At 67.3% G+C, this 24505-nt stretch carries 23 protein-coding genes and 1 tRNA gene; 12 read left to right on the plus strand and 12 right to left on the minus strand.

Going from position 1 to position 24505, the window contains the following annotated elements; translation table 11 throughout:
• Positions 1 to 75: 75 nt before the first annotated feature.
• The 4 genes from PO768_RS17540 to PO768_RS17555 form a co-directional block, all read right to left on the minus strand.
• The gene (locus PO768_RS17540) at positions 76 to 1098 is read right to left on the minus strand and encodes a Bug family tripartite tricarboxylate transporter substrate binding protein (protein ID WP_272647080.1); all 1023 of its coding nucleotides are present in this window, start codon (positions 1096 to 1098) and stop codon (positions 76 to 78) included.
• Between the two features lie 85 nt (positions 1099 to 1183).
• Complete coding sequence (locus PO768_RS17545) at positions 1184 to 2293, minus strand: Leu/Phe/Val dehydrogenase (RefSeq protein ID WP_272647081.1); 1110 nt, start codon at positions 2291 to 2293, stop codon at positions 1184 to 1186.
• Positions 2294 to 2452: 159 nt separating this feature from the next.
• Positions 2453 to 3178 (minus strand): 2OG-Fe dioxygenase family protein, encoded by a 726-nt coding sequence (locus PO768_RS17550; protein ID WP_272647082.1) that lies wholly within the window; start codon positions 3176 to 3178, stop codon positions 2453 to 2455.
• A complete protein-coding gene (locus tag PO768_RS17555) occupies positions 3178 to 4203 on the minus strand; it encodes a CDP-6-deoxy-delta-3,4-glucoseen reductase (RefSeq protein WP_272647083.1) in 1026 nt (341 codons plus the stop codon). Before PO768_RS17555 ends, PO768_RS17550 begins: the two co-directional genes overlap by 1 nt.
• A gap of 108 nt (positions 4204 to 4311) precedes the next feature.
• On the opposite strand from PO768_RS17555, the gene PO768_RS17560 reads away from it, so the two are divergent.
• Entirely contained in the window at positions 4312 to 5187 is an 876-nt protein-coding gene (locus PO768_RS17560; protein ID WP_272647084.1) for an NAD-dependent epimerase/dehydratase family protein, read from the plus strand.
• A 16-nt stretch (positions 5188 to 5203) separates the two neighbouring features.
• Here the strand turns inward: PO768_RS17560 and PO768_RS17565 are convergent, their stop codons facing one another.
• A complete protein-coding gene (locus PO768_RS17565) occupies positions 5204 to 5785 on the minus strand; it encodes a rhomboid family intramembrane serine protease (RefSeq protein WP_137945553.1) in 582 nt (193 codons plus the stop codon).
• A gap of 177 nt (positions 5786 to 5962) precedes the next feature.
• Positions 5963 to 6047 (minus strand) — tRNA-Leu (locus PO768_RS17570).
• 95 nt (positions 6048 to 6142) lie between these two features.
• Here PO768_RS17570 and cysM point away from each other — a divergent pair.
• Complete coding sequence (gene cysM / locus PO768_RS17575) at positions 6143 to 7051, plus strand: cysteine synthase CysM (RefSeq protein WP_272647085.1); 909 nt, start codon at positions 6143 to 6145, stop codon at positions 7049 to 7051.
• A gap of 49 nt (positions 7052 to 7100) precedes the next feature.
• Positions 7101 to 7328, plus strand: coding sequence for a sulfurtransferase TusA family protein (locus tag PO768_RS17580; protein WP_137945555.1), 228 nt, complete (start codon positions 7101 to 7103; stop codon positions 7326 to 7328).
• Positions 7329 to 7341: 13 nt separating this feature from the next.
• On the opposite strand, the gene galU is transcribed toward PO768_RS17580, so the two are convergent.
• Positions 7342 to 8208 carry a UTP--glucose-1-phosphate uridylyltransferase GalU gene (gene galU, locus PO768_RS17585; RefSeq protein WP_137945556.1) on the minus strand — a complete coding sequence of 289 codons (867 nt, stop codon included), beginning with the start codon at positions 8206 to 8208 and terminating at the stop codon, positions 7342 to 7344.
• Between the two features lie 83 nt (positions 8209 to 8291).
• On the opposite strand from galU, the gene PO768_RS17590 reads away from it, so the two are divergent.
• The gene (locus PO768_RS17590; protein WP_269840680.1) at positions 8292 to 9269 is read left to right on the plus strand and encodes an NAD(P)-dependent oxidoreductase; all 978 of its coding nucleotides are present in this window, start codon (positions 8292 to 8294) and stop codon (positions 9267 to 9269) included.
• Here PO768_RS17590 and PO768_RS17595 read toward each other — a convergent pair.
• Positions 9217 to 12027, minus strand: coding sequence for a valine--tRNA ligase (locus PO768_RS17595; RefSeq protein WP_272647086.1), 2811 nt, complete (start codon positions 12025 to 12027; stop codon positions 9217 to 9219). The two genes, PO768_RS17590 and PO768_RS17595, sit on opposite strands and share 53 nt — an antisense overlap.
• Positions 12028 to 12210: 183 nt before the next feature.
• Here PO768_RS17595 and PO768_RS17600 point away from each other — a divergent pair, with 183 nt between their 5' ends.
• Positions 12211 to 13266: an alkene reductase gene (locus tag PO768_RS17600; protein WP_272647103.1), complete on the plus strand. Its 1056-nt coding sequence runs from the start codon at positions 12211 to 12213 to the stop codon at positions 13264 to 13266.
• A 65-nt stretch (positions 13267 to 13331) separates the two neighbouring features.
• Here the strand turns inward: PO768_RS17600 and PO768_RS17605 are convergent, their stop codons facing one another.
• Positions 13332 to 14309, minus strand: coding sequence for a GMP reductase (locus PO768_RS17605; protein WP_272647087.1), 978 nt, complete (start codon positions 14307 to 14309; stop codon positions 13332 to 13334).
• 247 nt (positions 14310 to 14556) lie between these two features.
• Between PO768_RS17605 and PO768_RS17610 the strand changes: the two genes are divergently transcribed.
• Together PO768_RS17610 and PO768_RS17615 are read left to right on the plus strand one after the other, a co-directional pair.
• Positions 14557 to 15690: a beta-ketoacyl-ACP synthase III gene (locus tag PO768_RS17610; protein WP_272647088.1), complete on the plus strand. Its 1134-nt coding sequence runs from the start codon at positions 14557 to 14559 to the stop codon at positions 15688 to 15690.
• 40 nt (positions 15691 to 15730) lie between these two features.
• Positions 15731 to 16741 (plus strand): NAD-dependent epimerase/dehydratase family protein, encoded by a 1011-nt coding sequence (locus PO768_RS17615; protein WP_272647089.1) that lies wholly within the window; start codon positions 15731 to 15733, stop codon positions 16739 to 16741.
• Here PO768_RS17615 and PO768_RS17620 read toward each other — a convergent pair.
• A complete protein-coding gene (locus PO768_RS17620) occupies positions 16671 to 19061 on the minus strand; it encodes a penicillin-binding protein 1A (protein ID WP_442953243.1) in 2391 nt (796 codons plus the stop codon). The two genes, PO768_RS17615 and PO768_RS17620, sit on opposite strands and share 71 nt — an antisense overlap.
• An 88-nt stretch (positions 19062 to 19149) precedes the next feature.
• On the opposite strand from PO768_RS17620, the gene sbcB reads away from it, so the two are divergent.
• The 3 genes from sbcB to PO768_RS17635 all read left to right on the plus strand — a co-directional run bounded on the left by sbcB (position 19150) and on the right by PO768_RS17635 (position 22169).
• Positions 19150 to 20592, plus strand: a complete 1443-nt coding sequence (gene sbcB, locus PO768_RS17625) for an exodeoxyribonuclease I (RefSeq protein WP_272647091.1) — start codon at positions 19150 to 19152, stop codon at positions 20590 to 20592.
• Between the two features lie 14 nt (positions 20593 to 20606).
• Complete coding sequence (locus PO768_RS17630) at positions 20607 to 21083, plus strand: YybH family protein (RefSeq protein WP_272647092.1); 477 nt, start codon at positions 20607 to 20609, stop codon at positions 21081 to 21083.
• A gap of 141 nt (positions 21084 to 21224) precedes the next feature.
• On the plus strand, positions 21225 to 22169 hold the full coding sequence (locus PO768_RS17635) for a GGDEF domain-containing protein (protein ID WP_272647093.1): 945 nt from the start codon (positions 21225 to 21227) through the stop codon (positions 22167 to 22169).
• Between the two features lie 31 nt (positions 22170 to 22200).
• Here the strand turns inward: PO768_RS17635 and PO768_RS17640 are convergent, their stop codons facing one another.
• On the minus strand, positions 22201 to 22551 hold the full coding sequence (locus PO768_RS17640) for a PRC-barrel domain-containing protein (RefSeq protein ID WP_272647094.1): 351 nt from the start codon (positions 22549 to 22551) through the stop codon (positions 22201 to 22203).
• A gap of 289 nt (positions 22552 to 22840) precedes the next feature.
• Here PO768_RS17640 and PO768_RS17645 point away from each other — a divergent pair, with 289 nt between their 5' ends.
• Positions 22841 to 23185 (plus strand): hypothetical protein, encoded by a 345-nt coding sequence (locus PO768_RS17645; protein ID WP_272647095.1) that lies wholly within the window; start codon positions 22841 to 22843, stop codon positions 23183 to 23185.
• 137 nt (positions 23186 to 23322) lie between these two features.
• Entirely contained in the window at positions 23323 to 23619 is a 297-nt protein-coding gene (locus PO768_RS17650; RefSeq protein WP_272647096.1) for a hypothetical protein, read from the plus strand.
• A 28-nt stretch (positions 23620 to 23647) separates the two neighbouring features.
• Here PO768_RS17650 and PO768_RS17655 read toward each other — a convergent pair whose 3' ends face one another.
• A complete protein-coding gene (locus tag PO768_RS17655; RefSeq protein ID WP_272647097.1) occupies positions 23648 to 24403 on the minus strand; it encodes a LuxR C-terminal-related transcriptional regulator in 756 nt (251 codons plus the stop codon).
• Between the last annotated feature and the right edge of the window lie 102 nt (positions 24404 to 24505).

Here is a 24505-nt window from a genome sequence, read left to right on the forward strand (position 1 = left end):
GGTCAGGGCCGCCTACCTGGGCGAGTGAGCCGGCGAGCGAGTCCATAAAAAAGGCGGCCGAGGCCGCCTTTGTGCTTAGTCCAGCTTCGCGCCGGAGTCCTTGACGACCTTGCCGTACTTGGCCAGCTCGGTCTTGACGAAGGCACCGAACTGCTCGGGCGTGCTCGGTGCCGGCTCGGCCATCAGCGTGGCCATGCGGCTCTTGAGCTCGGGCGAGTTCAGGGCCTCGACGAAGGCGGCGTTGAGCTTGGCCGTGACATCGGCCGGCAGCTTGGCCGGGCCGAACAGGCCGAACCAGGTGTTGATGTCGAACTTGCTCAGACCCAGCGCGGCCGGGCTTTCGGCAATCGTCGCCAGCTCGGGCTGGGCCGAGGTGCGCTTGGCCGTGGTGACGGCCAGGGCCTTGAGCTTGCCTGACTTGATATTGGCCGAGGCGCTGGCCAGATTGTCGAAGTTCAGATCCACCTGACCCGACACCAGGGCCAGCTGGGCCGGGTTCCCGCCGGAGTAGGGGATATGGGTCATGAAGATGCCGGCCTGGGCCTTGAACATCTCGCCGGCCAGATGGCCGGCACTGCCATTTCCGCCCGAGCCGTAGTTCAGCTTGCCGGGATTCTTCTTCGCATAGGCGACCAGATCGGCGACGCTGTTGATGCCGAGCTTCTGCGCGGCCTCGGCATTCATCACCAGCACATTGGGCACGCGAGCGACCAGGGTGATCGGCGTGAAGTCACGGATCGGGTCGTAGGGAATCTTGGCGAACAGCCAGGGGTTGATCGCATGCGTGGCGACCGCGCCCATCACGATGGTGTGGCCGTCCGGCGCGGCCTTGGCCGCCATGTCGGCGCCCAGATTGCCGCCGGCACCGGCCTTGTTCTCGACGACGATGACGCCCAGCTTGTCCTTGGCGCGCTCGGCCAGGCTGCGGGCGACGATGTCCAGCGGACCGCCCGGGGCATAGGGCACGATCAGGCGAATCGGCTTGTTGGCCTGGGCCAGTAGAGGGCCTGCCGACAGCAGGCTGAAAGAAACGCCAACACCCGCCAGCAGCATGCGGCGGGTCTTGGAAGAGAGAGTAAGGCGGGAGGTGGTAGTCATCCCGCTAGCCTAGCAGCAGCGCTCTCCAGGTAAACCCGGATCAGGCGCTAAGCGCACGCCCGCTGCCGCCAGAGTGCGGCAGAGTTCACGCCGGGCGGACCAGCTTGGCACGGGCCCAGGCATCGGCCACGCGGGCGGGGGTCGAGTTCTCGCGCGTGACACGCTCCAGCAGCTCGGTGACCCGGTCGGCGATTTTGCCGACCTCGGCCATCACGGCCGCTTCCTCGCCCTCGCCGCGATACTCGCGGGCCACGCTGATGATGCCGCCGGCATTGACCAGGTAGTCGGGCAGATAGGTGATGCCGCGTGCCTGCAGCGCATCGCCATCGGCCGCGGTGGCCAGCTGGTTGTTGGCGGCGCCGGCGATCAGGCGGGCACGCAAGGTCGGGATCGACTGCGCATTCAGCGCCGCGCCCAGCGCATTGGGCGCCAGCACGTCCGCATTGGCAGCCAGGATGTCCTGCACCGCCAAAGCCTGTGCACCGAAGCGCTCCTGCGCCCGGGCCACCTTGGCCGCATCGATGTCGGCCACCAGCAGCTGGGCGCCGGCCTGGTGCAGGAACTCGGCCAGATGCCAGCCCACGGCGCCCAGGCCTTGCAGGGCCACGCGCACGCCTTCCAGCGATTCGCGGCCCAGCACCTGGCGGACGCCGGCGCGGATGGACACGAACACGCCCCAGGCCGTCTTCGGGCTCGGGTCGCCACCGAAGGCGCCTTCGCGCGGGATACCGCTGACGAAGGAGGTCTGGCCCTGCATGCCGCGCATATCGGCGGTGGTGGTGCCGACGTCCTCGGCCGTGATGTAGGCGCCGTCCAGCGACTGCACCGCGCGGCCGAAGGCGGCGAACAGCGCGGCGCGATCAAAGTCGCCGGCCGGCTTGATGATGACGGCCTTGCCGCCGCCGAAGGGCAGGTCGGCCAGCGCGTTCTTCAGGCTCATGCCCTGCGACAGGCGCAGCGCGTCGTTCAGCGCGGCCAGCTCGCTGTCATAGGTCCAGAGGCGGCAGCCGCCGAAGGCCGGGCCGCGGGCGGTGCTGTGCACGGCCAGGATGGCTTTCAGCCCGGTCTGCGCATCGGCAGCCAGCAGCACGCGCTCATGCGGGGCCTGCTCGGGCAGGCCGAACAGCGAGGTGGGGATGGAGGAGGCGCCGGCGTCGGTGGAGAGGGCGCGGGCGATGTCGGTGATGGCGTTCATGGATGCACTCGTGATGCGGGGAAGATACGCGTCGGCGGGGCGCCAACGCGGCGACGGCCGAGCTTGTGGCCCCGCCGGTGCACGAGTGTAGGGGGCTTTGAACGCCGATCGGCTGCCGCCTGGGCATCAGCCCATGCGGCGGCGGCATGAATCCACGCCTCAAGGCCCCTGGAAGCCGCCGGCCCGCAGCGTCACGACCAGGGTGTCGCGCCAGCCGTTTTCCGCCGCCGGCTGGATCGGCGTGGTCTCGTGGATCACACGCTCGTCGTCCAGCAGCAGCAGGGTCCAGGGCTGGGTCATCGTGAAGCGCTGGCCCTGTGGGCCCTGGGCTTCGAAGACGCGCGATTCGCCGCCCTTGATCTGCTGACGCGCGACCAGGAAGACCGCGACCAGATCGACCCCGTCGCGATGCGCACCCTCGGGCGTCGGCCGGCCGATGCCGCTGGCGGTGTCGATGCGGAACTGATGGGCTTCGATGAACCAGGGCCGGGCGCCTTTCAGACCCGAAGCAATATCGGCCAGTCCCAGCATCAGTCGGCCCCAGGCCGGCAGCGCCACGGCGGCCGGCGCCATCGGCTCGAACCAGCGCTCGATGCCGCCGTGCAGCGCGTTGTAGTCCAGCGGCTGCCAGTGGGCGCGATGCGGGGCCTGGGTCAAGGCGGGGCCGTCGGCAACGAAGCAGCTGTGGCGGCGGAAACGGTAGCTGCCGCCATCACGCAGATAGGCGTCCGGTGGCAGGTCATTCCAGAACGGGCTCAGCAGGGCCAGGTCTTGCGCGTCGACGGCCAGGCTGCGCTGCACCGTCGCCGGCGAGATCACCGCATGGCCCAGCTCCTTGAGCTGAGCCTCAAAACGATCGCCAGCGACATAAGGGGGTTCGAACATCAGTGCTTGTCCGCTTCTGAGGTGAAGGAATCGGCATAGAACTCGTCGGCGGGCAGCCCGCACTGCGCGACGAAATCGCGCTGCGCGGCATCGACCATCACCGGCGCGCCGCAGGCATAGACCTGGTAGGCCGAGAGGTCCGGCAAATCGCTCATCACGACCTGGTGGACGAAGCCGGTGCGCCCGGTCCAGCCATCTTCGGGGCGGGGCTCGGACAGCACCGGCACATAAGTCAGATTCGGGATCTCGGCCGCGGCCTTCAAGGCCCAGTCATGCAGATAAAGATCGGCCTTGCTGCGGCAGCCCCAGTACAGCGTCGTCGGGCGGCCCAGGCCAAGATGCTGGATGCGCTCGATGATGGCCTTGATCGGCGCGAAGCCGGTGCCGCTGGCCAGCAGCACCATGGGCTTGTCCGAGTCCTCACGCAGGAAGAAGCTGCCGAACGGGCCTTCCATGCGCAGGATGTCTTTCTCCTTCATCGTGCCGAACACATGGTCGGTGAACTTGCCGCCGGGCATGTGGCGGATGTGCAGTTCAATGAACCCCGGTGTGCTGTGCGGGGCATTGGCCATGCTGTAGCTGCGGCGCGCGCCGTCGCGCAGGATGAACTCGACATACTGGCCGGCGTGGAACTGGAAGTTCTGCGTCGCCGGCAGCTGCAGGCGCACGACGGCCACATCGCCCGACGGCCGCTCCAGGCTCTGCACCCGACTGGGCAGCTTCAGCACCGCGAACTCGCCGGCGCCGGGCACGGTGCGGGCTTCCAGCACGCAGTCGGTCTGCGGCGTCGCGCAGCAGGTCAGCACCATGCCGGCGGCTTCTTCGGCCTCGCTCAAGGTCTTGGGCTGGTGCGCGCCATGGATCACCCGGCCCTCCAGCAACTTGCTCTTGCAGGAGCCGCAGGCACCGTCCTTGCAGCCATAGGGCAGGCCCACGCCCTGGCGGATCGCGGCGCCCAGCAGGGTTTCGTCGCGCTCGACGGCAAAGACGCGGCCGCTGGGTTGTACGGTGACCTGGAAATTCATGATGTGCAGTGGGCTCCGGCAAAAACACGGCCCGCCGCTCGCGTGCGCAGGGCGGGCCTTAAACTCGGGCGCCATTTTGCCTGAGCCCACGCGATGCCTTCTTGCCCTATGCCCGCTGCCACCCGTCTGCTGATCGTTGGTTGTGGCGATGTCGGCATGCGGGTGCTCAAACTGCTGCAAGGTCGCTGGCCGGTGCTGGCCCTGACTTCCAATCCCGAGCGCCGTGCCGAGCTGCGTGCCGCAGGTGCCAGGCCCTTGCTGGGCAATCTGGACGAGCCCGCCAGCCTGGGCCGGCTGGCCGGGCTGGCGGACCGGGTCTTGCATCTGGCGCCGCCGCAGCCGCAGGGGCGCGACGATCTGCGCACCGCCGCGCTGCTGCAGGCCTTGGCACGTGGCCGGCCGCCGGCCTCCCTCGTCTACGCCAGCACCAGCGGCGTCTATGGCGACTGCGGCGGCGCGCGCTTTGATGAGAGCCGGCCGGTGGCACCCGGCACCGACCGGGCACTGCGCCGCGTCGCGGCCGAGCGGCGGCTGCGCGTCTTCGGCGCGCAGTTCGGCAGCCATATCAGCCTGCTGCGCGTGCCCGGCATCTATGCGTCTGACCGCGAGGGCGGCCATCCGCGCGAGCGGCTGGCGCGCGGCAGCCCGGTGCTGCGGCGCGAGGAGGATGTCTACACCAACCACATCCATGCCGACGACCTGGCGCGTGCCTGCGTGGCGGCGCTGTTTCGCGGCCTGCCGCAGCGTGCCGTCCATGTCTGCGACGACAGCGAGCTGCGGATGGGGGACTATTTCGATCTGGCGGCCGATCTGTGCGGCCTGAGCCGGCCGCCACGGGTCGCGCGGGCCGAGGCGGCCCGGCTGATGTCGCCTATGCAGCTGAGCTTCATGAGCGAATCGCGCCGCCTCATCAACACCCGTCTGAAGACCGAGCTGCGGCTGAAGCTGCGCTACCCGCAGCCGGCGCAAGGCCTGCTGGCCTAGCGGCGATTGGCGGCGATTAGCGACGCCGCGCGCCGCGCCAGTACCGTATCAGCAGGTAGGCGCCCAGCATGCCGCCCAAATGGGCGAAGTGGGCGATGCCGCTGCCGCCGCCCAGACCCATCAGCAGCTCCAGCGCGCCGAAGATCGCGACGAAGTACTTGGCCTTCATCGGGATGGGCGGGAACAGCGGCATGATGATGCGGTCCGGGAACAGCATGCCGAAGCTCAGCAGCAGGCCGAACAGCGCGCCCGAGGCGCCGACGGTGGGTGACATCGAGCCGATCAGCAGCGTGAAGATCAGCTGGGCCAGCGCGGCAGTCAGGATGCTGGCGGCCAGCATCTGGATATAGCGCTTGCTGCCCCAGACCCTCTCCAGCTCCGAGCCGAACATCCACAGGCCCAGCATATTGAAGAACAGATGCATCACATCGCCGTGCAGAAAGGCGTAGGTGAGCGGCTGCCAGGGCAGGAAGCGTCCGGTCTGTATCGGCCACAGCGCGAACAAGACCTCCAGCGACGGCGGCAGCAGAAGGAAGGCGCAGAACAGGCCCACACAGGCCAGCATGAAGGCTTTGGTAACCGGAGGCAGATGGGGCATGGTCGGGCGGGTGTCTCGGAAGTCGCTCTGACATTGCCGCGACGGGTCGGCGGCAGACGGGCGCTAGAGTGTATTCGCAGCGCAGCCGTGTCCCCGGGACCTCGCCGGCCACTTGGCGGCGGACGCAAAAAAGCCCCGGCTCGCGGGGCTTGTGCTTCAACGGCGGGCTCTGTGATCTGGTGCCCCAAGCCGGACTCGAACCGGCACACCTTGCGGCGGGGGATTTTGAGTCCCCTGCGTCTACCGATTCCGCCATCGGGGCAGATCTCGAAGCTCGCGCTGCTGAAGGCCGTAATTGTGCCACACAAATTGGCCGCCCTCCGGCAATGGCGCTGGTTGGCTGCCACAATCGCCGCCATGACTAGCAAGCACTACCCCAGCCTTGAAGATGTGATCGGCAACACCCCTCTGGTGCGCTTGCAGCGCCTGGGCGCCGAGATGGCCGCGCGCGGCAATGTGATCCTGGCCAAGCTGGAGGGCAACAACCCGGCCGGCTCGGTCAAGGACCGGCCGGCCATCAGCATGATCAGGCGCGCCGAGGAGCGCGGCGACATCAAGCCTGGCGACACCCTGATCGAAGCGACCTCGGGCAATACCGGCATCGCGCTGGCGATGGCGGCGGCGATCCGCGGCTACCGCATGGTGCTGATCATGCCGGAGGACCTGTCGATCGAGCGCGCCCAGACGATGAAGGCCTTCGGCGCCGAGCTGATCCTGACGCCGCGCTCGGGCGGCATGGAGTATGCCCGCGATCTGGCCGAGAAGATGCAGGTCGAGGGCAAGGGCCGGGTGCTGGACCAGTTCGCCAACGAGGACAACCCGCGCATCCACTACGAGACCACCGGCCCGGAGCTGTGGCGCGACACCGGCGGCGAGATCACGCACTTCGTCAGCGCGATGGGCACGACCGGCACCATCACCGGCACCTCGAAGTTCCTCAAGGAGCAGAACCCGGCGGTGCGCATCATCGGTGCCCAGCCGGCCGAGGGCTCGCGCATTCCGGGCATACGCAAATGGCCCGAGGCCTATCTGCCCAAGATCTACAAACCCTCGGCCGTTGACGAGCTGGTGCTGGTCAGTCAGGCCGATGCCGAGGACATGGCGCGGCGCATGGCGCGCGAGGAGGGCCTGTTTGCCGGCATCTCGGCGGCCGGTGCCTGCTGGGTCGCGCTGCAGCTGGCGCGCACGCTGGAGAACGCCACCATTGTCTTCGTGGTCTGCGACCGCGGCGACCGCTATCTGTCGACCGGGGTGTTTCCGGCCTGAGCCCGCCAAGGCCAGGGCCTAGAATCGGACCTCAAAGGAAGCTATTGCCATGGACGCCCACAAAGAACTCGACACCCGCGGCCTGAACTGCCCGCTGCCCATTCTGAAAGCCAAGAAGGCCCTGGCCGAGATGGAGAGCGGCCAGCTGCTGAAGGTCGTCGCCACCGACCCCGGCTCGATGCGCGACTTCCAGGCCTTTGCGCGCCAGACCGGCAATGAGCTGGTCGAGCAGTCCAGCCAGGCCGATGAATTCATCCATGTGCTGAAGCGCCGCTGAGCGCGGCTGCGCCTCAGATGTCCAGGCTTTGCAGATACTGGCGAAAGCCCGGGCCTAGTTCCGGATGGGCCAGGGCCAGCTCGACATTGGCCTGCAGAAAGCCTTCCTTGCTGCCGCAGTCGTAGCGCTTGCCGTCATAGCGGTAGGCGAACACCTTCTCGCGGCGCAGCAGGCCGGCGATGCCATCGGTCAGCTGGATCTCGCCGCCGACGCCGCGTGGCTGGTTGGCGATCTCGTGGAAGACGCCGGGCGTCAGGATGTAGCGGCCGGCCACGCCCAGGCGCGAGGGGGCATCGGCAGGGGCGGGCTTCTCGACGATGCGGCTGACATCCATCAGCTTGTCGTTGACCTGGGTGCCGGCGACGATGCCGTAGCGGCGCGTGTGTTCCTCGGGCACTTCCTGCACGGCCAGGATGGAGGCGCGCCACTCGGCATACTGCTCGACCATCTGGGCGAGCACCGGCGGCTGACCCACCATCAGGTCATCGGCCAGCAGCACCGCGAACGGCTCGTTGCCGACCAGGCGCTGTGCGCACAAGACCGCATGGCCCAGACCCAGGGCCTGGGCCTGGCGCACATAGATGCACTCCATATCGTCGGGCTTGACGCTGCGCACCACCTCCAGCAACTCCCGCTTACCCGCCTGTTCGAGGGCTACCTCGAGCTCGAAAGTCATGTCAAAGTGGTCTTCAATCGGGCGCTTGTGACGACCCGTGACAAAAATCATTTCCCGTACACCGGCGGCATAAGCCTCTTCAACGGCGTACTGGATGAGGGGCTTGTCCACCACCGGCAGCATTTCTTTGGGCTGCGCCTTGGTGGCGGGGAGGAACCGCGTGCCAAGACCTGCAACCGGGAAAATCGCTTTGGTCACCATCATTTCCGTACACTCTCCTATTGCTCGCGCGCATTGTGGCATGGGGCCTGGGTGTCAAATTTGGGATTGCAAGGGCCGCTAGTGTCATGAGTCTGCTGATCGTTGAGCCGCTGGAAGCCGAGGTCATGCAATGGCTGGCGGAGCGCCACGCCGTGATCTACGCGCCCGAGCTCGCGGCCGACATGCCGGGGCTGCGCGCCGCCCTGCACCAGGTGCAGGGGCTGGTGCTGCCGCCCCATGTGCCGCTGGATATCGCCTTGCTGCGCGCCGCGCCCAAGCTGCGCGTGGTCGGGCGCATGAGCGCCGGGCTGGAGAACCTGGATACCGAGGCCTGCCGCAGCGCCGGCATCGAGGTGGTGCGCAGCATCACCGCGACCGCCAGCGCCGAGGCCGAGTTCGTCGTCGGCGCCTTGCTGGCCCTCTTGCGCCGGGTGCCGGTGCAGGCCAGCGACGGCATGCTGGTCGGCCGCGAGCTGGGTTGCGCCACGGTCGGCCTGATCGGCATGAGCCCGGCCACCCGCATGCTGGCCCAGCTGCTGCCGGCCTTCGGCACGCGGGTGATCGGCTACGACCCGAGCCTGCACCAGAGCGAGCCGCTATGGGCGCAATGGGGCATCGAGCCGCTGCCACTGCGCGAGCTGATGGAGCGTAGCGACGCGGTCAGCGTGCAGCTGGCCTATTACCTGCGCTATCGCGGCCTGATCGGCGAGCGGGTGCTGGGTTTTGCCAAGCCCGGCCAGGTGCTGGTCAGTCTGGCCCATTCGGGCATCTTCGACGAGCAGGCGCTGGCCCAGGCGATGGGCAGCGGCCGCATCCTGGCGGCCTGGTTCGACAGCATGGAGCCTGGCGTGCTGGAGCCGGGCCGGCCCCTGCATGGCCTGCCGGGCCTGCAGGTGACGCCGCGCCTGGCCAGCACGACGCGCGAGTCGCGCGTGCGTGCCGCCTGGGGGGTGGCACGCCGCATGGACGAGATGCTGGCCGTGCCGCCGCAGGCGACGGCGGAGTTCCGGCCTACTTACCCAGCCGATCTGCCTGAGCCCGAAGCCGCGCCACGGTGGCGGTAAATTCGGCGATGCGCTGACGCTCCTGCTCGACCACCGAAGCCGGTGCCCGCGCGACAAAGCTCTCGTTGCCCAGCTTGGCCTGGGCCTTGACGATCTCGCCGTCCAGGCGGGCGATCTCCTTGGCCAGGCGGGCGCGTTCGGCTTCGACATCGATCTCCACATGCAGGGCCAGGCGCGCCTCGCCATGCACCAGCACCGGTGAGTTCTGGCTGGCGGCGGCGAAGGCTGCTTCGTCCGCCATGATGCGCACCTCGCTGAACTTGGCCAGCACCTTCAGGAAGGGAGCGGCCTCGGCGATGAAGCCGGTGTCGCCACCGACCAGCAGGGGCACGCGCTCACCCGACAGATTCATCTCGCTGCGCAGGCTGCGGCAGGTGCCGACCACGGCCTTGAGCTTGTCGACCCAGGCGATCGCCACCGCATCGATGCGCTCGGGCTGGGCCACCGGGTAGGCGGCGGTGACCAGATAGTCGCTGGACTTGCGGCCGGCGATCGGTGCCACCGTCTGCCACAGCTCCTCGGTGATGAAGGGCGTGATCGGGTGCAGCAGGCGCAGGATGGTCTCGAGCGTGCGGATCAGGGTGCGGCGGGTGGCGCGCTGCTGGCTCTCGTCGCCACGGTCCTTGGCCTCCTGGATCTGCACCTTGGCAATCTCCAGATACCAGTCGCAGTACTCGTCCCAGACGAAGGAGTAGATCGCGTTGGCGACGTTGTCGAGGCGGTACTCGGCAAAGCCCTGGGCCACGGCGGCCTCGACCTTCTGCAGCTCGCTGCTGATCCAGCGGTCGGCCTGGCTGAAGCTCATATAGCCGGGCGGGCACTGACCCTTCTCGTGCGCGAGGCCGCAGTCCTGGCCTTCGCAGTTCATCAGCACGAAGCGGGTCGCGTTCCACAGCTTGTTGCAGAAATTGCGGTAGCCCTCGCAGCGCTTGCTGTCGAAGTTGACGCTGCGGCCCAGCGTGGCCATCGCCGCGAAGGTGAAGCGCAGCGCGTCGGCACCGTAGCCGGGGATGCCCTCGGGGAATTCCTTCTCGGTGGCCTTGCGCACCTTGGGCGCGTTCTCGGGCTTGCGCAGGCCCTGGCTGCGCTTGTCCAGCAGCGGGGCCAGTGCGATGCCGTCGATCAGATCGACCGGATCCAGCACGTTCCCTTCCGATTTGCTCATCTTCTTGCCCTGCGCATCGAGCACGAGGCCGTGGATATAGACATGCTTGAACGGCACCTTGCCGGTGAAGTGCTTGGTCATCATGATCATCCGGGCAACCCAGAAGAAGATGATGTCGTAGCCCGTCACCAGCACGCTGCTGGGCAGGAACAGGTCCTGCTCCTGCGCGTTCAGCGTCGAGAAGGGCACCAGCGCCGACGAGTACCAGGTGTCCAGCACGTCCTCGTCACGCTTGAGCGCGCCGGTGTAGCCAGCGGCCGCGGCCTTGGCGCGGGCCTCGTCCTCGCTGCGGGCGACGAAGATGCGGCCGTCGTCGGCATACCAGGCCGGAATCTGGTGGCCCCACCAGAGCTGGCGCGAGATGCACCAGTCCTGGATATTCTTCATCCACTGGTTGTAGGTGTTGACCCAGTTCTCGGGCACGAACTTGACCTCGCCCGAGGACACCGCCTCGATGGCCTGCTCGGCAATGCTCTTGCCGCCGGCGCCGGGCTTGCTCATCGCGACGAACCACTGGTCGGTCAGCATGGGCTCGATCACCTGGCCGGTGCGGGCGCAGCGCGGCACCATCAGCTTGTGCTTCTTGACCTCGACCAGCAGGCCTTCGGCCTCCAGCTGCGCGACGATCTTTTTGCGCGCGACAAAGCGGTCCAGGCCGCGATAGGCCTCGGGCGCCGCCTCGTTGACGGTGGCCTGCAGCGTGAAGATGGTCAGCATCTCCAGCTGGTGGCGCAGACCGACCTGGTAGTCGTTCGTGTCATGCGCCGGTGTGACCTTGACCACGCCGGTGCCGAAGGCCTTGTCCACATAGTCGTCGGCGATCACCGGCACCAGTCGGCCGGTGATGGGCAGGCGCACCTGGCGGCCGATCAGATGGGTGTAGCGCTCGTCCTCGGGATGCACCATCACGGCGGTGTCGCCCAGCATGGTTTCCGGCCGCGTGGTGGCCACCACCAGGCTCTCGTCGCTGCCCTCGATGGGGTAGCGGATATGCCAGAGCGAACCGTCCTCCTCCTCGCTCTCGACCTCCAGATCGGAGACGGCCGACTGCAGCACCGGATCCCAGCTGACCAGGCGCTTGCCGCGGTAGATCAGGCCTTCCTCATGCAGGCGCACAAAGGTGTCGGTCACGACCTCGGAGAGCTTCTCGTCCATCGTGAAGTACTCGTGGGCCCAGGACACCGAGTCGCCCATGCGGCGCATCTGGCGCGTGATGGTGTCGCCCGATTCCTGCTTCCACTCCCAGACCTTGGCGACGAAGTTCTTGCGGCCCAGGTCATGGCGGCTCTGGCCGCTGGCCTGCAGCTGGCGCTCGACGACGATCTGCGTCGCGATGCCCGCATGGTCGGTGCCGGGCACCCACAGCGTGTTGTGGCCCAGCATGCGGTGGTAGCGCGTCAACGAGTCCATGATGGTCTGGTTGAAGGCGTGGCCCATGTGCAGGGTGCCGGTCACATTGGGCGGCGGCAGCTGGATGCTGAAGGATTCGCGGCTCGAGTCCAGGGTCGGGGCGTACAGGCCCTGGCCTTCCCACAGGGGACCCCAATGGGCTTCAAGAGCGGCGGGTTCGAAGGACTTCGCGAGTTCGGTCATGTGGCATCGGGCGCCGACGGTCGTCGGGCGCAAGGTGTTGCTCGGGGAATGGAGCGCGATTGTAGGTGGCCCGTCTGCCTGCGGTGCCGCCTATCACAGAAGTGCGAATCCCGCGGTCGGGCAGGGCATGGCAAAGCCGTGTAATTTCCGTGCCTTGTCACTCCACCTCCAGAGCCCATGTCCATGTTGTCCTCCTCCTTGCAAGTCGGCGCGCTGACGCTGCCCAACCGCCTGCTGATGGCGCCGCTGACACGCACCCGTGCCAGTGCCGGCCATATGCCCAATGCGCTGATGGCCGAGTACTACGCGCAGCGTGCCAGTGCCGGCCTGATCGTCACCGAATGCACCATGGTCGCGCCGCGCACCTCGGCCTTTGGCGCCGATCCCGGCATCTATGACGAGGCCCAGGCTCAGGCCTGGAAGCAGGTGGCCGATGCGGTCCATGCCAAGGGCGGCCGCATCTTCATGCAGATCTGGCACGCCGGCCGGGCGGCCCATCCGGGGCTCAACGACGGCGCCGAGACGGTCTCGGCCAGCGCCCTGGCCATCGAGGGCGAGGTGCACACGCCCACGGGCAAGCAAGCCCATGTGACGCCGCGCGCGCTGCGCGCCGATGAGATGCCGGGCCTGGTCCGGGCCTATGCCGAGGCCGCGCGTCGCGCGGTGGCCGCGGGCTTCGACGGCGTCGAGGTGCATGGCGCCAACGGCTACCTGATCGACCAGTTTCTGCGCGACGGCTCGAACCAGCGCGATGACGCCTATGGCGGCTCGCTGGCCCATCGCGCCCGCTTTCTGTTCGAGGTGCTGGAGGCCGTCTGCGCCGCGATCGGTTCGCAGCGCGTCGGCCTGCGCCTGTCGCCGCTGAACAGCTACAACAGCATGAAGGACAGTGACCCGCTGGCGCTGACCGCCTATCTGGCCGAGCAGCTCAACCGTTTCGATCTGGCCTATCTGCACCTGATGCGGGCCGACTTCTTTGGCCTTCAAAAGGCCGATGTGGTTCCGGTCGCGCGCCAGCACTACAAGGGTGTTCTGGTCGGCAATATGGGCTATAGCGCCGAGGAGGCGCAGCGCGCGATCGAGGCGGGGCAGCTTGACGCGGTGGCCTTCGGCACCGGCTTCCTGGCCAACCCCGACCTGCCGCAGCGCGTGGCTGCCGGCGCGGCCTGGAATGCGCCGGACCCCAGCACCTTCTACACCCCGGGTGCGAAGGGCTACACGGACTATCCGACGCTCTGACGGCTAGATGAACAGGTGCTCGCCGGCGTTGTGGCTGCGCCGAAACGCCGGCGTGAGACGGGTCATTACATGAAGAGATGCTCGCCGGCGTTTTCGCCTCCGAGCACCACGTAATTCACCTTGCGCAGATCGGCCAGGGTCTTGCCGCCGGAGTAGGACACCGAGCTCTGCACGTCCTCCAGCATCTCGCGCACCGTGTCGGCCAGCTTGCCCTTGACCGGCTCGAGGATGCGTTTGCCCTCGACATGCTTGTACTCGCCCTTGTTGAAGTCCGAGGCCGAGCCGTAGTACTCCTTGTAGAGCTTGCCGTCGACCTCGACGGTGTTGCCGGGCGACTCCTCGTGGCCGGCGAACAGCGAACCGATCATCACCATCGAAGCGCCGAAGCGCACGCTCTTGGCGATATCGCCATGGTGGCGGATGCCGCCGTCGGCGACGATGGGCTTGGTCGCGACCCGGGCGCACCACTTCAGGGCCGAGAGCTGCCAGCCGCCGGTGCCGAAGCCGGTCTTCAGCCGCGTGATGCAGACCTTGCCGGGGCCGATGCCTACCTTGGTGGCATCGGCGCCCCAGTTCTCCAGATCGATCACGCCCTCGGGCGGGCCGACATTGCCGGCGATCACAAAGGTGCTGGGCAGCTTCTGCTTGATATAGGCAATCATGCGCTGCACGCTGTCGGCATGGCCGTGGGCGATGTCTATCGTGATGTAGTCGGCGCCGACGCCCTCGGCCGCCAGGCGGTCGATCACCGCATAGTCGGCCGGCTTGACGCCCGAGCTGACCGAGACGAACAGGCCCTTGTCGCGCATGCGCTTGGCGTACTCGACATTGTCGAGATCGAAGCGGTGCATCACATAGAAGTAGCCGTTGGCGGCCAGCCATTCGGTGATGTTCTCGTCCACCACCGTCTTCATATTGGCCGGCACCACCGGCAGCTTGAAGCGGCGCGGGCCGAATTCCACCGAGGTGTCGCATTCGCTGCGGCTCTCCACGCGGCATTTGCGCGGCAGCAGCAGGATGTTGTCGTAGTCAAAGATTTCCATGGTCCAGGATCGCAAGTGTCGGGGTGCGTTCGTGCAGTGCACCACCTGGGCTGCGAGCGCTTGACTTGGGACCGGTTGCCGCCGCGAGACCATTCAGCGTGGAATGGTGCGAAGACAAAAAACCGGACACCAAAATTTGGGCCCGGTGACTGATTCTACGCGGGTTCTCCTGTTTGGGGCGGGGTAAGTCCTCTTTGCCCCGCAATGGGGCGGCTCGCTACACTTGCGCCCCCGCCAAGGAAATCATATGAGCGAAGCAGTCGTCATCAGCGGCACCGGCCTGTACCGGCCGCCGCACACCATCAGCAATGCCGAACTGGTCGAGGCTTTCAACCGCTATGCGGATCTGCAGAACGCCCAGCATGCCTCGGAAATTGCCGCCGGCACGCGGGCCGCGCTGACCCATTCCAGCGTCGAGTTCATCGAGAAGGCCTCGGGCATCAAGCAGCGCTATGTGATCGAGAAGTCCGGCGTGCTGGACCCGACCCGCATGTACCCGCGCTTCGAGGAGCGCCCCGACGACCAGCTCTCGCTGATGGCCGAGATCGCTGTCGATGCCGCCCGCCAGGCCATGGCGGCCGCCGGCAAGCAGGGCCACCAGATCGATGCGGTGCTGTGTGCCGCCGCCAATATGCAGCGCGCCTATCCGGCGATGGCCATCGAGATCCAGCAGGCCATCGGTGCCGGCGGCTACGGCTTCGACATGAATGTGGCCTGCTCCTCGGCCACCTTCGCGATCGAGCAGGCCGCCAATGCGGTGCGCGCCGGCACGGCCCGCTGCGTGCTGGTGGTCAACCCCGAGATCACCTCGGCCCATCTGGAATGGCGCGACCGCGACTGCCACTTCATCTTCGGCGATGTCTGCACCGCCGTGATTGTCGAGCGCGCCGACACCGCCACCTCGGCCGAGCAATGGGAGATTCTCGGCACCAAGCTGGCCACCCAGTTCTCCAGCAATATCCGCAACAACTTCGGCTTCCTGAACCGCAGCGAGGACAGCGACCCGCTGGCCCGCGACAAGACCTTCCAGCAGGAGGGTCGCAAGGTGTTCAAGGAGGTCGTGCCGCTGGCCGCCGCCCATATCGAGGGGCATCTGGCGGCGCTGGGCCATCAGCCCGCAGCGGTGCGCCGCTACTGGCTGCACCAGGCCAATCTGGGCATGAATCAGCTGGTGATCAAGAAACTGGTTGGTCAGGATCTGGCCGGCGCAGGCTCGGACGTGGCGCCGCTGATACTCGATGAGTACGCCAACACGGCCTCGGCCGGCTCCATCATCGCCTTTCATGCGCACCGCACGGATCTGGCGCGTGGCGATGTCGGCGTGATCTGCTCCTTCGGGGCCGGCTATTCGATTGGCAGCGTGATCGTCAAGAAGCGCTGAGCCTAGGCCCCGGCGCTCATGCGCCCCTATCATCGCCCGCATGAACATCCTCATTCTTGGCGGTACCCAGTTCGTCGGGCGCGCACTGGCCGAGGCGGCGCTGGCCGCCGGCCATCGGCTCACGCTGTTCAATCGCGGCCGTAGCGGCACCGGGCTGTTCCCGCAGGCCCAGCACCTTCGTGGCGACCGCGGCGGCGACATCTCCGCGCTGGCCCGGGGCGAATGGGACGCGGTGATCGACAGCTGCGGCTACCTGCCGCGCGAGGTCGAGGCCACGGCTTCCTTGCTCAAGGGCAGGGTGGGGCGCTATCTCTACATCTCCAGCGTCTCGGCCTATGCCAGCTTTGCCCAGCCCAATGACGAGGGCTCGGCGCTCGGGCGCCTGGCTGATCCCGACACCGAGGTGGTCGATGGGGCGAGCTACGGTCCGCTGAAGGCCGCCTGCGAGATGCGCCTGCGCCAGCATTTCAACGAGCAGGCGCTGGTGCTGAGGCCGGGCCTGATCGTCGGGCCGCATGACCCGACCCAGCGCTTCAGCTACTGGCCGGCGCGCGTCGCCCAGGCCCGGGACGGCGAGCCGCTGCTGGTGCCGGGCCAGCCGGGCGATGCCTTGCAGTTCATCGATGCGCGCGATCTGGCTGCATTTGCGCTGAGCCTGCTGGCGCAGGGCCGGGCCGGGACCTTCAATGCGGTGGCCGCGCCGGGGCAATGGACCCGGGGCGAACTGATGGCGGCCTGCGCGGCGGCCGCCGGCGTCAGGCCCCGCTGGGTCTGGGCCGAGGATCAGCGCCTGCTGGATCTGGGCGTCAAGCCCTGGATTGAGCTGCCGCTGTGGCTACCGCAGACCGGCGACCACATCAGCTTCATGGAGTGCGACAACCGCGCCGCGCTGCGCGCCGGACTGACGATAAGGCCCCTGGCCGAGACGGTGGCCGATACGCTGGCCTGGTGGCGCGCCTTGCCGGCCGAGGCCCAGGTCTTCAGTAAGGCCGGTATGCGTCCTGATCGTGAGCAGGCGTTGTTGCACGCCCTGGCGTCGGCGGGAGGCTGAGCGGCGGTGGCATCAGCGCCGACGAGGCCGGCAGGCCCGGCTGAGTCGGTATCTGGCCCGGATTCAAGGGCTCCAGGCTTTTCAGACCGGCGCCGCCGGCGAACTCCTCGAACACCCAGTCGCCGTCCTGCCACAGCAGGCCGCCGACCGGTGCCGGCTCCTTGACGGGTACGCCTTTGAGCGCTTCGGCCATCAGCTCGACCCAGGCCGGCAGCGCCAGTCCGCCGCCGCTTTCGCGCTCTCCCAGGCTGCGCGGCTGGTCATAGCCCATCCAGACCACGGCCGCCAGGCTGGGATGGAAGCCGGCGAACCAGGCATCGACCGCGTCATTGGTGGTGCCGGTCTTGCCATAGACATCGCCGCGCCGCAGCTGGGCCGAGGCGCGCGCGGCCGTGCCGCTGCGCGTGACCTCCTGCAGCAGGCTGTTCATCACGAAGGCATTGCGCGCCGAGATCGCGCGGTTCTCCTCGCTGGCCGTCTCGGTGGGGGCCTCGAACAAGACCTGACCCTTGGCGTCGACGATGCGCGCGATCACGGTCGGTTTGAGCAGATGGCCGCCATTGGCAAACACCGCATAGGCACTGGCCATCTGCAGCGGCGTGGCCGCGCCCGAACCCAGGGCCAGGGTCAGGTTGTCGGGCTGCTTGTCGGGATCCAGGCCGAAGCGGGCGGCCCAGGCGCGCGCGGTCGGCGGCGTGACTTGCTGCATCAGCCGTATCGTCACCATATTCTTCGAGCGCGCCAGCGCCTGGCGCACCGTCATCGGGCCGTCGAACTGGTTGTCGGAGTTCTTCGGCTCCCAGTCACCGATCGCGATCGGCGCATCCTCGACCAGGGTGGCCGGGCTGACGCCTTGTTCCAGCGCGGCCGAGTAGACCATGGGCTTGAAGGCCGAGCCCGGCTGGCGCCAGGCCTGGGTCGCATGGTTGAACTGGTTCTTCGCGAAGTCGAAGCCGCCGACCAGGGCTCGCACCCGGCCGGTACCGGGCTCCAGCGCCACCAGGGCGCCCTCGGCCTCGGGTTGCTGAGTGATCTGCCAGGCCCCCTTGGCGTCGGCCTTGCTGGGCGGGCCGCGCAGCACGCGGATGATGGCGCCGGGGCGCAGCTTCAGCTCGGCCTTGGCCTTGGCGCTCAGTCCCGACTGGGCGCCGCGCAGACCGTCGCCGCTGATCACGATGTCCTCGCCGCTTTGCAGGCTGGCCGAGACCTTGGCCGGCGCGATGGCGGTGATCACGGCGGCGCGCAGATCGTCCTGGTCGGGGTGTTCGGCCAGCGCCTCGGTGATGGCGGCGTCCCACAGCTCGGGCTTGTCGGGCAGCGCGACAAAGCCCTCGGGGCCGCGATAGGGCTTGCGCCGCTCGTAGTCCATCAGGCTGCGGCGCAGGCCGCGGTAGGCGGCGGCCTGTTCGTTCGACTCCAGCGTGGTGTAGACCGACAGGCCCAGGGTGTAGGCCTCGTCGCCATACTGCGCATGGACCTGCTGGCGCGCCATCTCGGCGACGAACTCGGCATGCAGGCGCGGGTCGCTGGCCGAGCGGATATTCAGGGTCTCGGCCTTGGCGGCCTCCAGCTGGGCCTGGTCGATGACGCCGAGTTCTTCCATGCGATGCAGCACCACCTGCTGGCGGCTCTGGGCGCGGGCGAAGTTGTTGACCGGGTTGGCATAGATCGGATTCTTCGGCAGGCCGGCCAGCATCGCGGTTTCGGCCAGCGACAAGTCTTGCAGACTCTTGCCGAAATAGATGCGCGCGGCGGCCTCGAAACCATAGGCCCGCTGACCCAGATAGATCTGGTTCATATAGACCTCGAGAATCTTCTCCTTGCTCAGCGCCGACTCTATGCGCATCGTCAGCAAGGCCTCGATGAACTTGCGGCTGTAGGTCTTCTTCTTGGTCAGATAGAGATCGCGGGCCAGCTGCTGGGTGATCGTCGAGCCGCCCTGGCTGCGCGGGTTGAACAGATTGCTGATGAAGGCCCGTGCGATGCCGCGGTAGGACAGGCCGCCGTGCTCGTAGAAGTCCGGGTCCTCGATGGCCAGCAGCGCGTCCTGCATGGGCTTGGGGATCTGCTCCAGCGGCAGATAGCGGCGCCGCTCGGCGCCGAACTCGCCGATCTGCACACCATCCGCCGTGTAGACGCGCAGCGGCTGCTTGGGCTGGTAGTCGAGCAGGTTGCCGATGTCCGGCAGGTTCGGATAGACCAGCGCGGCGGCCATCGCCAGCAACAGGACCAGCAGGGCCAGGCCAGCGCCCGCGATCAGCAGAAGGCGGCGCCAGTGGCCCCGGAAAAACTCGGTGAGCAGACTCAACAATGCAGGCATCCGTCGCTTGGAGGAGCGGCGATTATCGCCAGGGCCTGGTGTCGGGCCCGGGCCGGCCCTGGTCCGGCGATCGGTTATCGTGCCGGCCATGCATGAGTTTTCCTTCTTCTGGCACGACTACGAGACCTTTGGCCGCGTGCCCCGCCGTGACCGCCCGGCCCAGTTCGCCGGCGTGCGCACCGATGCCGATCTCCATGAGATCGGCGAGCCGCTGATGCTGTACTGCCAGCCGGCGCCGGACTTCCTGCCCGACCCCGAGGCCTGTCTGCTGACCGGCATCCTGCCGCAGACCTGCGTCGAGCAGGGCCGGCCCGAGCATGAGTTCGCTGCGGCGATTGAGGCCGAGCTGGCCGCACCGGGCACCGTGGGCGTGGGCTACAACACGATACGCTTTGACGACGAGGTGACCCGCCATCTGTTCTGGCGCAACCTGATCGACCCCTATGCCCGCGAGTGGCAGAACGGCTGCGGCCGCTGGGACCTGCTGGACGTGGTGCGCTGCGCCTATGCGCTGCGGCCCGAGGGCCTGCAATGGCCCACGCACGAGGACGGCCGGCCCTCGTTCAAGCTCGAGCACCTGACCGTCGCCAACGGCCTGGTACACGAGGCCGCGCACGATGCACTGTCCGATGTGCGCGCCACCATCGCCTTGGCCCGGCTGGTCAAGACGGCCCAGCCCAAGCTCTTCGAGTTCTGCCTGAAGCTGCACAAAAAGGACGCGGTCTGGGCCGAGATCGGCATTGGCAAGCCCTTCCTGCACATCTCCGGCATGTATGGCCCCGAGCGTGGCTGCATCGCGCTGGTCTGGCCGCTGGCGCCGCATCCCAGCAACAAGAACGAGCTGATCGTCTGGGATCTGGCGGCCGATCCCGCCGAGCTGCTGGCGCTGAACGCCGCAGCAATCCGCGAGCGCCTGTTCACCAAGCAGGACGAGCTGCCCGAGGGCGTGGCCCGGCTGCCGATCAAGACCATCCATGTCAACAAGTCGCCGGTCGTGATCGGCAATCTGAAGACCCTGTCGCCGGCCATGGCCCAGCGCTGGGGTCTGGACATGGCGCAGGGCCTGGCCCATGCCGAAAAGCTGGCCACGCAGGGCCGGCTGCTGGACGGGCTGTGGGGCGAGGTGTTCGCGCGCCCGGCACCGGCAGGCACGCCCGATGTCGACGAAGACCTGTACGGCGGCTTCGTCGGCAACGAGGATCGGCGCCTGCTGCAGCGCCTGCGCGAGCTGAGCCCCGAGCGGCTGGCCGAGCGGGTGGCGCAGGGCAAGACGGTGTTTGCTGATGCGCGACTGGACGAGCTGTTGTTCCGCTATCGTGCCCGAAACTTCCCCGATACCTTGGACGAGGCCGATCGCGAGCGCTGGCAGGCCCATTGCGCGGCGCGCCTGCATGCCGGCGAGGGCGGCGGGCTGAGTCTGCAGGCCTTCTTCGAGCGGGTCGATCAGCTCAGCGAGGCGGCCGACGAGCGGGGCCAGGACATCCTCGGCGCGCTCTACGACTATGCGGAGCAAATTGCCCCCGAGGCTTGAATGAGGAGCATGAGATGGCAAACACAGCCTGGATCGGAGCGCTGCTGATGGGCGCAGGCATGCAGGCCCAGGCTCAGCCGGACCTGGCGCAGGCGCGTGCCCAGGTCTGGGCCGCCGAATGCGCGTTTGCGCGCAGCATGGCCCAGCGCGATCTGGCTGCCTTTGCCGACCATCTATCGGCCCAGGCGCTGTTCTTCAACGGTGCGGAGGTGTTGCGTGGCAGCGCGGCCGTGCTGGCCGGCTGGAAAGGCTTCTTCGAAGGGCAGACGGCGCCGTTTTCCTGGGCGCCCGACCAGGTCGAGGTGCTGGCCGATGGCAGCCTGGCCTATTCGACCGGTCTGGTGCGCAATCCCCAGGGGGAGGCCATCGTGCGCTTCAACTCGGTCTGGCGCATGGAGGCGCCCGGCCAGTGGCGGGTGGTGCTGGACAAGGGCTCACCGCTGAGCGCGACCGACCGCGGCGCGGCAGCAACGGCGGCCTGCTCGCCCTGAGCCGGCATGAGCCGGTGACGGGGGGCGCCGCGCCGAAATACCCGGCCAATCGCAAGCTGTTCGGGGTTTCCGGCGGGGCGCAAACACGTTACACCTGCGATAGTTGCGGCGTGTGGTGCGCCCGGCGCCTAGGAGACCTCGATGCAAGACCCAGCAAATCCGCCCGTGGATGGCAGCTCCAACGATGTGATTGCCGCGCGTATGCGTGCGCTGCTGGTGCGCGCACCGATGGCGGTGGGCTTTGTCCAGGGGCCGCGCTTCGAGGTGGTCAGCGAGTATTTCAATCATTTGTTCGGCCATGGCGACGAGACCGATTTGAGCGGCCAGGCCACCCGTTCGGTCCATGTCTCGGACGGGGCCCATAGCGGCGTCTTCGAGCGCATGGCGCAGGCCTTCGCGGCCGGGCGACCACTGGACGAGGAGATCGAGTATGTGCGTCAGGACGGCTCCCGCTTCTGGGGCCGCTTGCAGGCCACGCCGGTGCACTGGGATGTACCGGCCGGCGAGGCGCTGTGGGTGATCGACGACGTGACGGCCGCGCGCCAGCTGCGCATGCAGCCGACCTGGACCGCCAAGCACGACGCGCTGACCGAGCTGGCGAACCGGCGCGAGTTCGAGCGCCGGCTGGCCGAGCATGTCGGCAGCCGCCGCCATGAGCCGGTCTCAGTGTTGTGGATCGATGTCGACAAGTTCCAGGAGGTGCTGACCAGCATGGGCAGCGAGGTGGCCGACCATTTCCTCTACGGCCTGGGCCAGATGCTGGTGACCAAGGTGCGCGCCTCCGACCTGGTAGCGCGGCTGGAGACCGACCATTTCGCGGTGCTGCTGCCCGATTGCGATCAGCACTACGCCCAGATCGTGGCCGAGAAGATCCGCTCGGCGATTGCCGCTTACCGGCTGCGCTGGGGCCTGCACCGCACCCGCGTCAAGGCCTGCGTCGGCGTGGTGCAGCTGCAGCCCAATCTGGAGACGGTCGAGTCGGTGATCGGCGCCGCCACGCTGGCCTGCGCCGAGGCCAAGGCCTCGGGCGGTGACAGCGTGCGGGTGTTTGTCTCCAACGGCGGCTTCGAGGAACTGGCGGGCTGATCCCTTTCGAGCCTGGCCCGCCTGCGGCCGCTTACATCCAGTTCACGCCGTAGTAGTCATAGACCTTGCGGCCGTATTCGTCGGTGTACTCCGGCGCGTCGGACTGCGCATAGCGGGGCGCGCTCTCGAGCTGGTCCTTCTGCAGAGGGACGACATAGCCGTCCAGCGCGGTGTCGTACTTCAGCAGGCTCCAGGGCAGCGGGTAGCGATCGGTGCCTATGCCCATGAAGCCGCCGAACTCCAGCGATGCATAGCGGACCATGCCCGAGCGCTTGTCGATCATCAGGTCATCGATGGAGCCGAGTTTGTCGCCATTGACGTTATAGACGGCCGTGCCTTCGACCTTGTCCGAGGAAATGACTGAACTGCTGCTGATGCTCATCTGAGCCTCCTTGGTTGGGGGTGGCCACCGACACAACGTCTTGCGGCCTGAGGTCCAACTATTGATCGTCAGCAAGCAGGCCACCATCGGCGCTGCACCAACCGCGAGGTAGGACCGGACCTACCCGATGTTGCATGTGCTTACCGTGCTCGCAAGCGAATACAAGGCAGGCAACAAGCTTTACCCGTTTTCACAGTCGGCATGTCGGCGCGCGCGTCTCGTGGCTCGTTGGGTGGTGGCGGCAGCATCCAGTTCGGATCCTTGCCTGTCATCAGAGGAGTCCATGCTCATGAAGAACAGAAACACGGTGATTGCGAGTCTCGGTCTTGTCGGCCTGCTGTGCGCTGGCGCTGCTGCGGCGCGGGAGCCGGATGTGCGCTGGTCGGTCACGATTGGCAGCCAGAGCCATGCGCCGGTCTATGTCCAGCCCCGCCCGGTCTATGTCGAGCCGATCTACCCCTCGCGGCCCTATCACTCGCGCCACTATCAGGAGCCGACGCGCTGGGATCGCGATGGTGATGGCATCCCCAACCGCCGTGACCGGCTCTACAACCCGGCCTGGGATCGCGACGGCGATGGTGTTCCCAATCGCTATGACCGCTATGACGGTCGACGCGGCGACTGGAGGCGCTGAATCAGCGGGGCTGCCCTGTGACAAGTTTCATCATCGCTTAAGACGCGCTTAATAAAGCCTTTGCATCATGCGACACCGTTGGGCCGAAGATGGCGGCGGACTGACACGGCGCCTGCGGCGCGATTTCTGGAGTCGAGATGCAAGAAGCAACAGGTATTCAAGTCCTGGTCGCACCGGCGCGGCTGCGGCTGGCTCAACAACTGACCCTGTTGGCGGCGGTGGCCTTGTGCAATCCCTACACGCTGTTCGGTCGTGATGACGGGCAGTACTGGGCGGCGGCTTTCGTGCTGCCGCTGGCACTGGCGGCGACTTACCGCGGCCTGCATGCGCTGGCGGGCGCCGCCGGGCTGGGTCAGCGCCCGGTCATGCCCTTCATGCGGCTGAGCGCGATGCTGCAGCTGCTGTCACTGCTGATTCAGTGGGTCGATGTCTAAGCCAGCTGCCTAAGCCTAGCTCTGGTCCTCAGACCAGGCCTTGCTTGCTGGCCAGCACCGCCGCTTCGGCGCGGCTGGAGACATTGAGCTTCTTATAGATGGACTTGATGTGGTCGTTGACGGTGAACCACTTGATGCCCATCAAATTGGCGATTTCCTTGATCGTGAAACCCTTGCTCAGATAGGTCAGCACCTCGTTCTCGCGCGGGGTCAGGCGTTCCCACTCGGGCGGAGGGTCCAGCACGACACCCCGGCCGCTGGATGGTGCGGCGCTGGAGGACAGCGGGCTGAAGCCCGAGTTCAGCGCCGAGTTCAGGCTCATCGGGCCGCTATCGCCACTGGAGCCGGGCCGGAAATGCGAGAGCAGACGGCGCGCGATCGCCGGTGATAGCGGCGGCTGGCCGCGCACGATACGCTGCAACTCTTCGACCAGCACCTCGAAACGGTCTTCCTTCAGCAGATAGCCATCGGCCCCGCATTGCAGGGCCGGGAAGAGGTGGTCGTCGTCGGAATACAGCGTCGTGACGACCTTGACCGACGGCGTGCCGGCCAGCTCGGCCAAGAACTCCATGCCATTGCCGTCCGGCAACTCCAGATCGACCAGGATCAGCTTGAAGCCGATTTCGGGGCTCTCCTGCGCCACGCGGGCGACATGGCGTCGCGCGCCCTCGAGATCGCCGGCTTCGGTGATCTCCATTGCATCGCTGAAACTCTCTCGCACGACGCGGCACAGAAAACTGCGCGCGACGGGGTTGTCTTCAATAATCAGGACTTTGACTGCCATGGTGTGAGGCTCCGCTCGACCGGCATCCTAGCGCACAACCGAGACCGCGCATGCCCCGCGAAAGCAGGGCACGCGTAGCCAGATGTTGCGGCAGCGCTTCGC

Source organism: Paucibacter sp. XJ19-41, from assembly GCF_028462495.1.
GTDB lineage: Bacteria > Pseudomonadota > Gammaproteobacteria > Burkholderiales > Burkholderiaceae_C > Roseateles_E.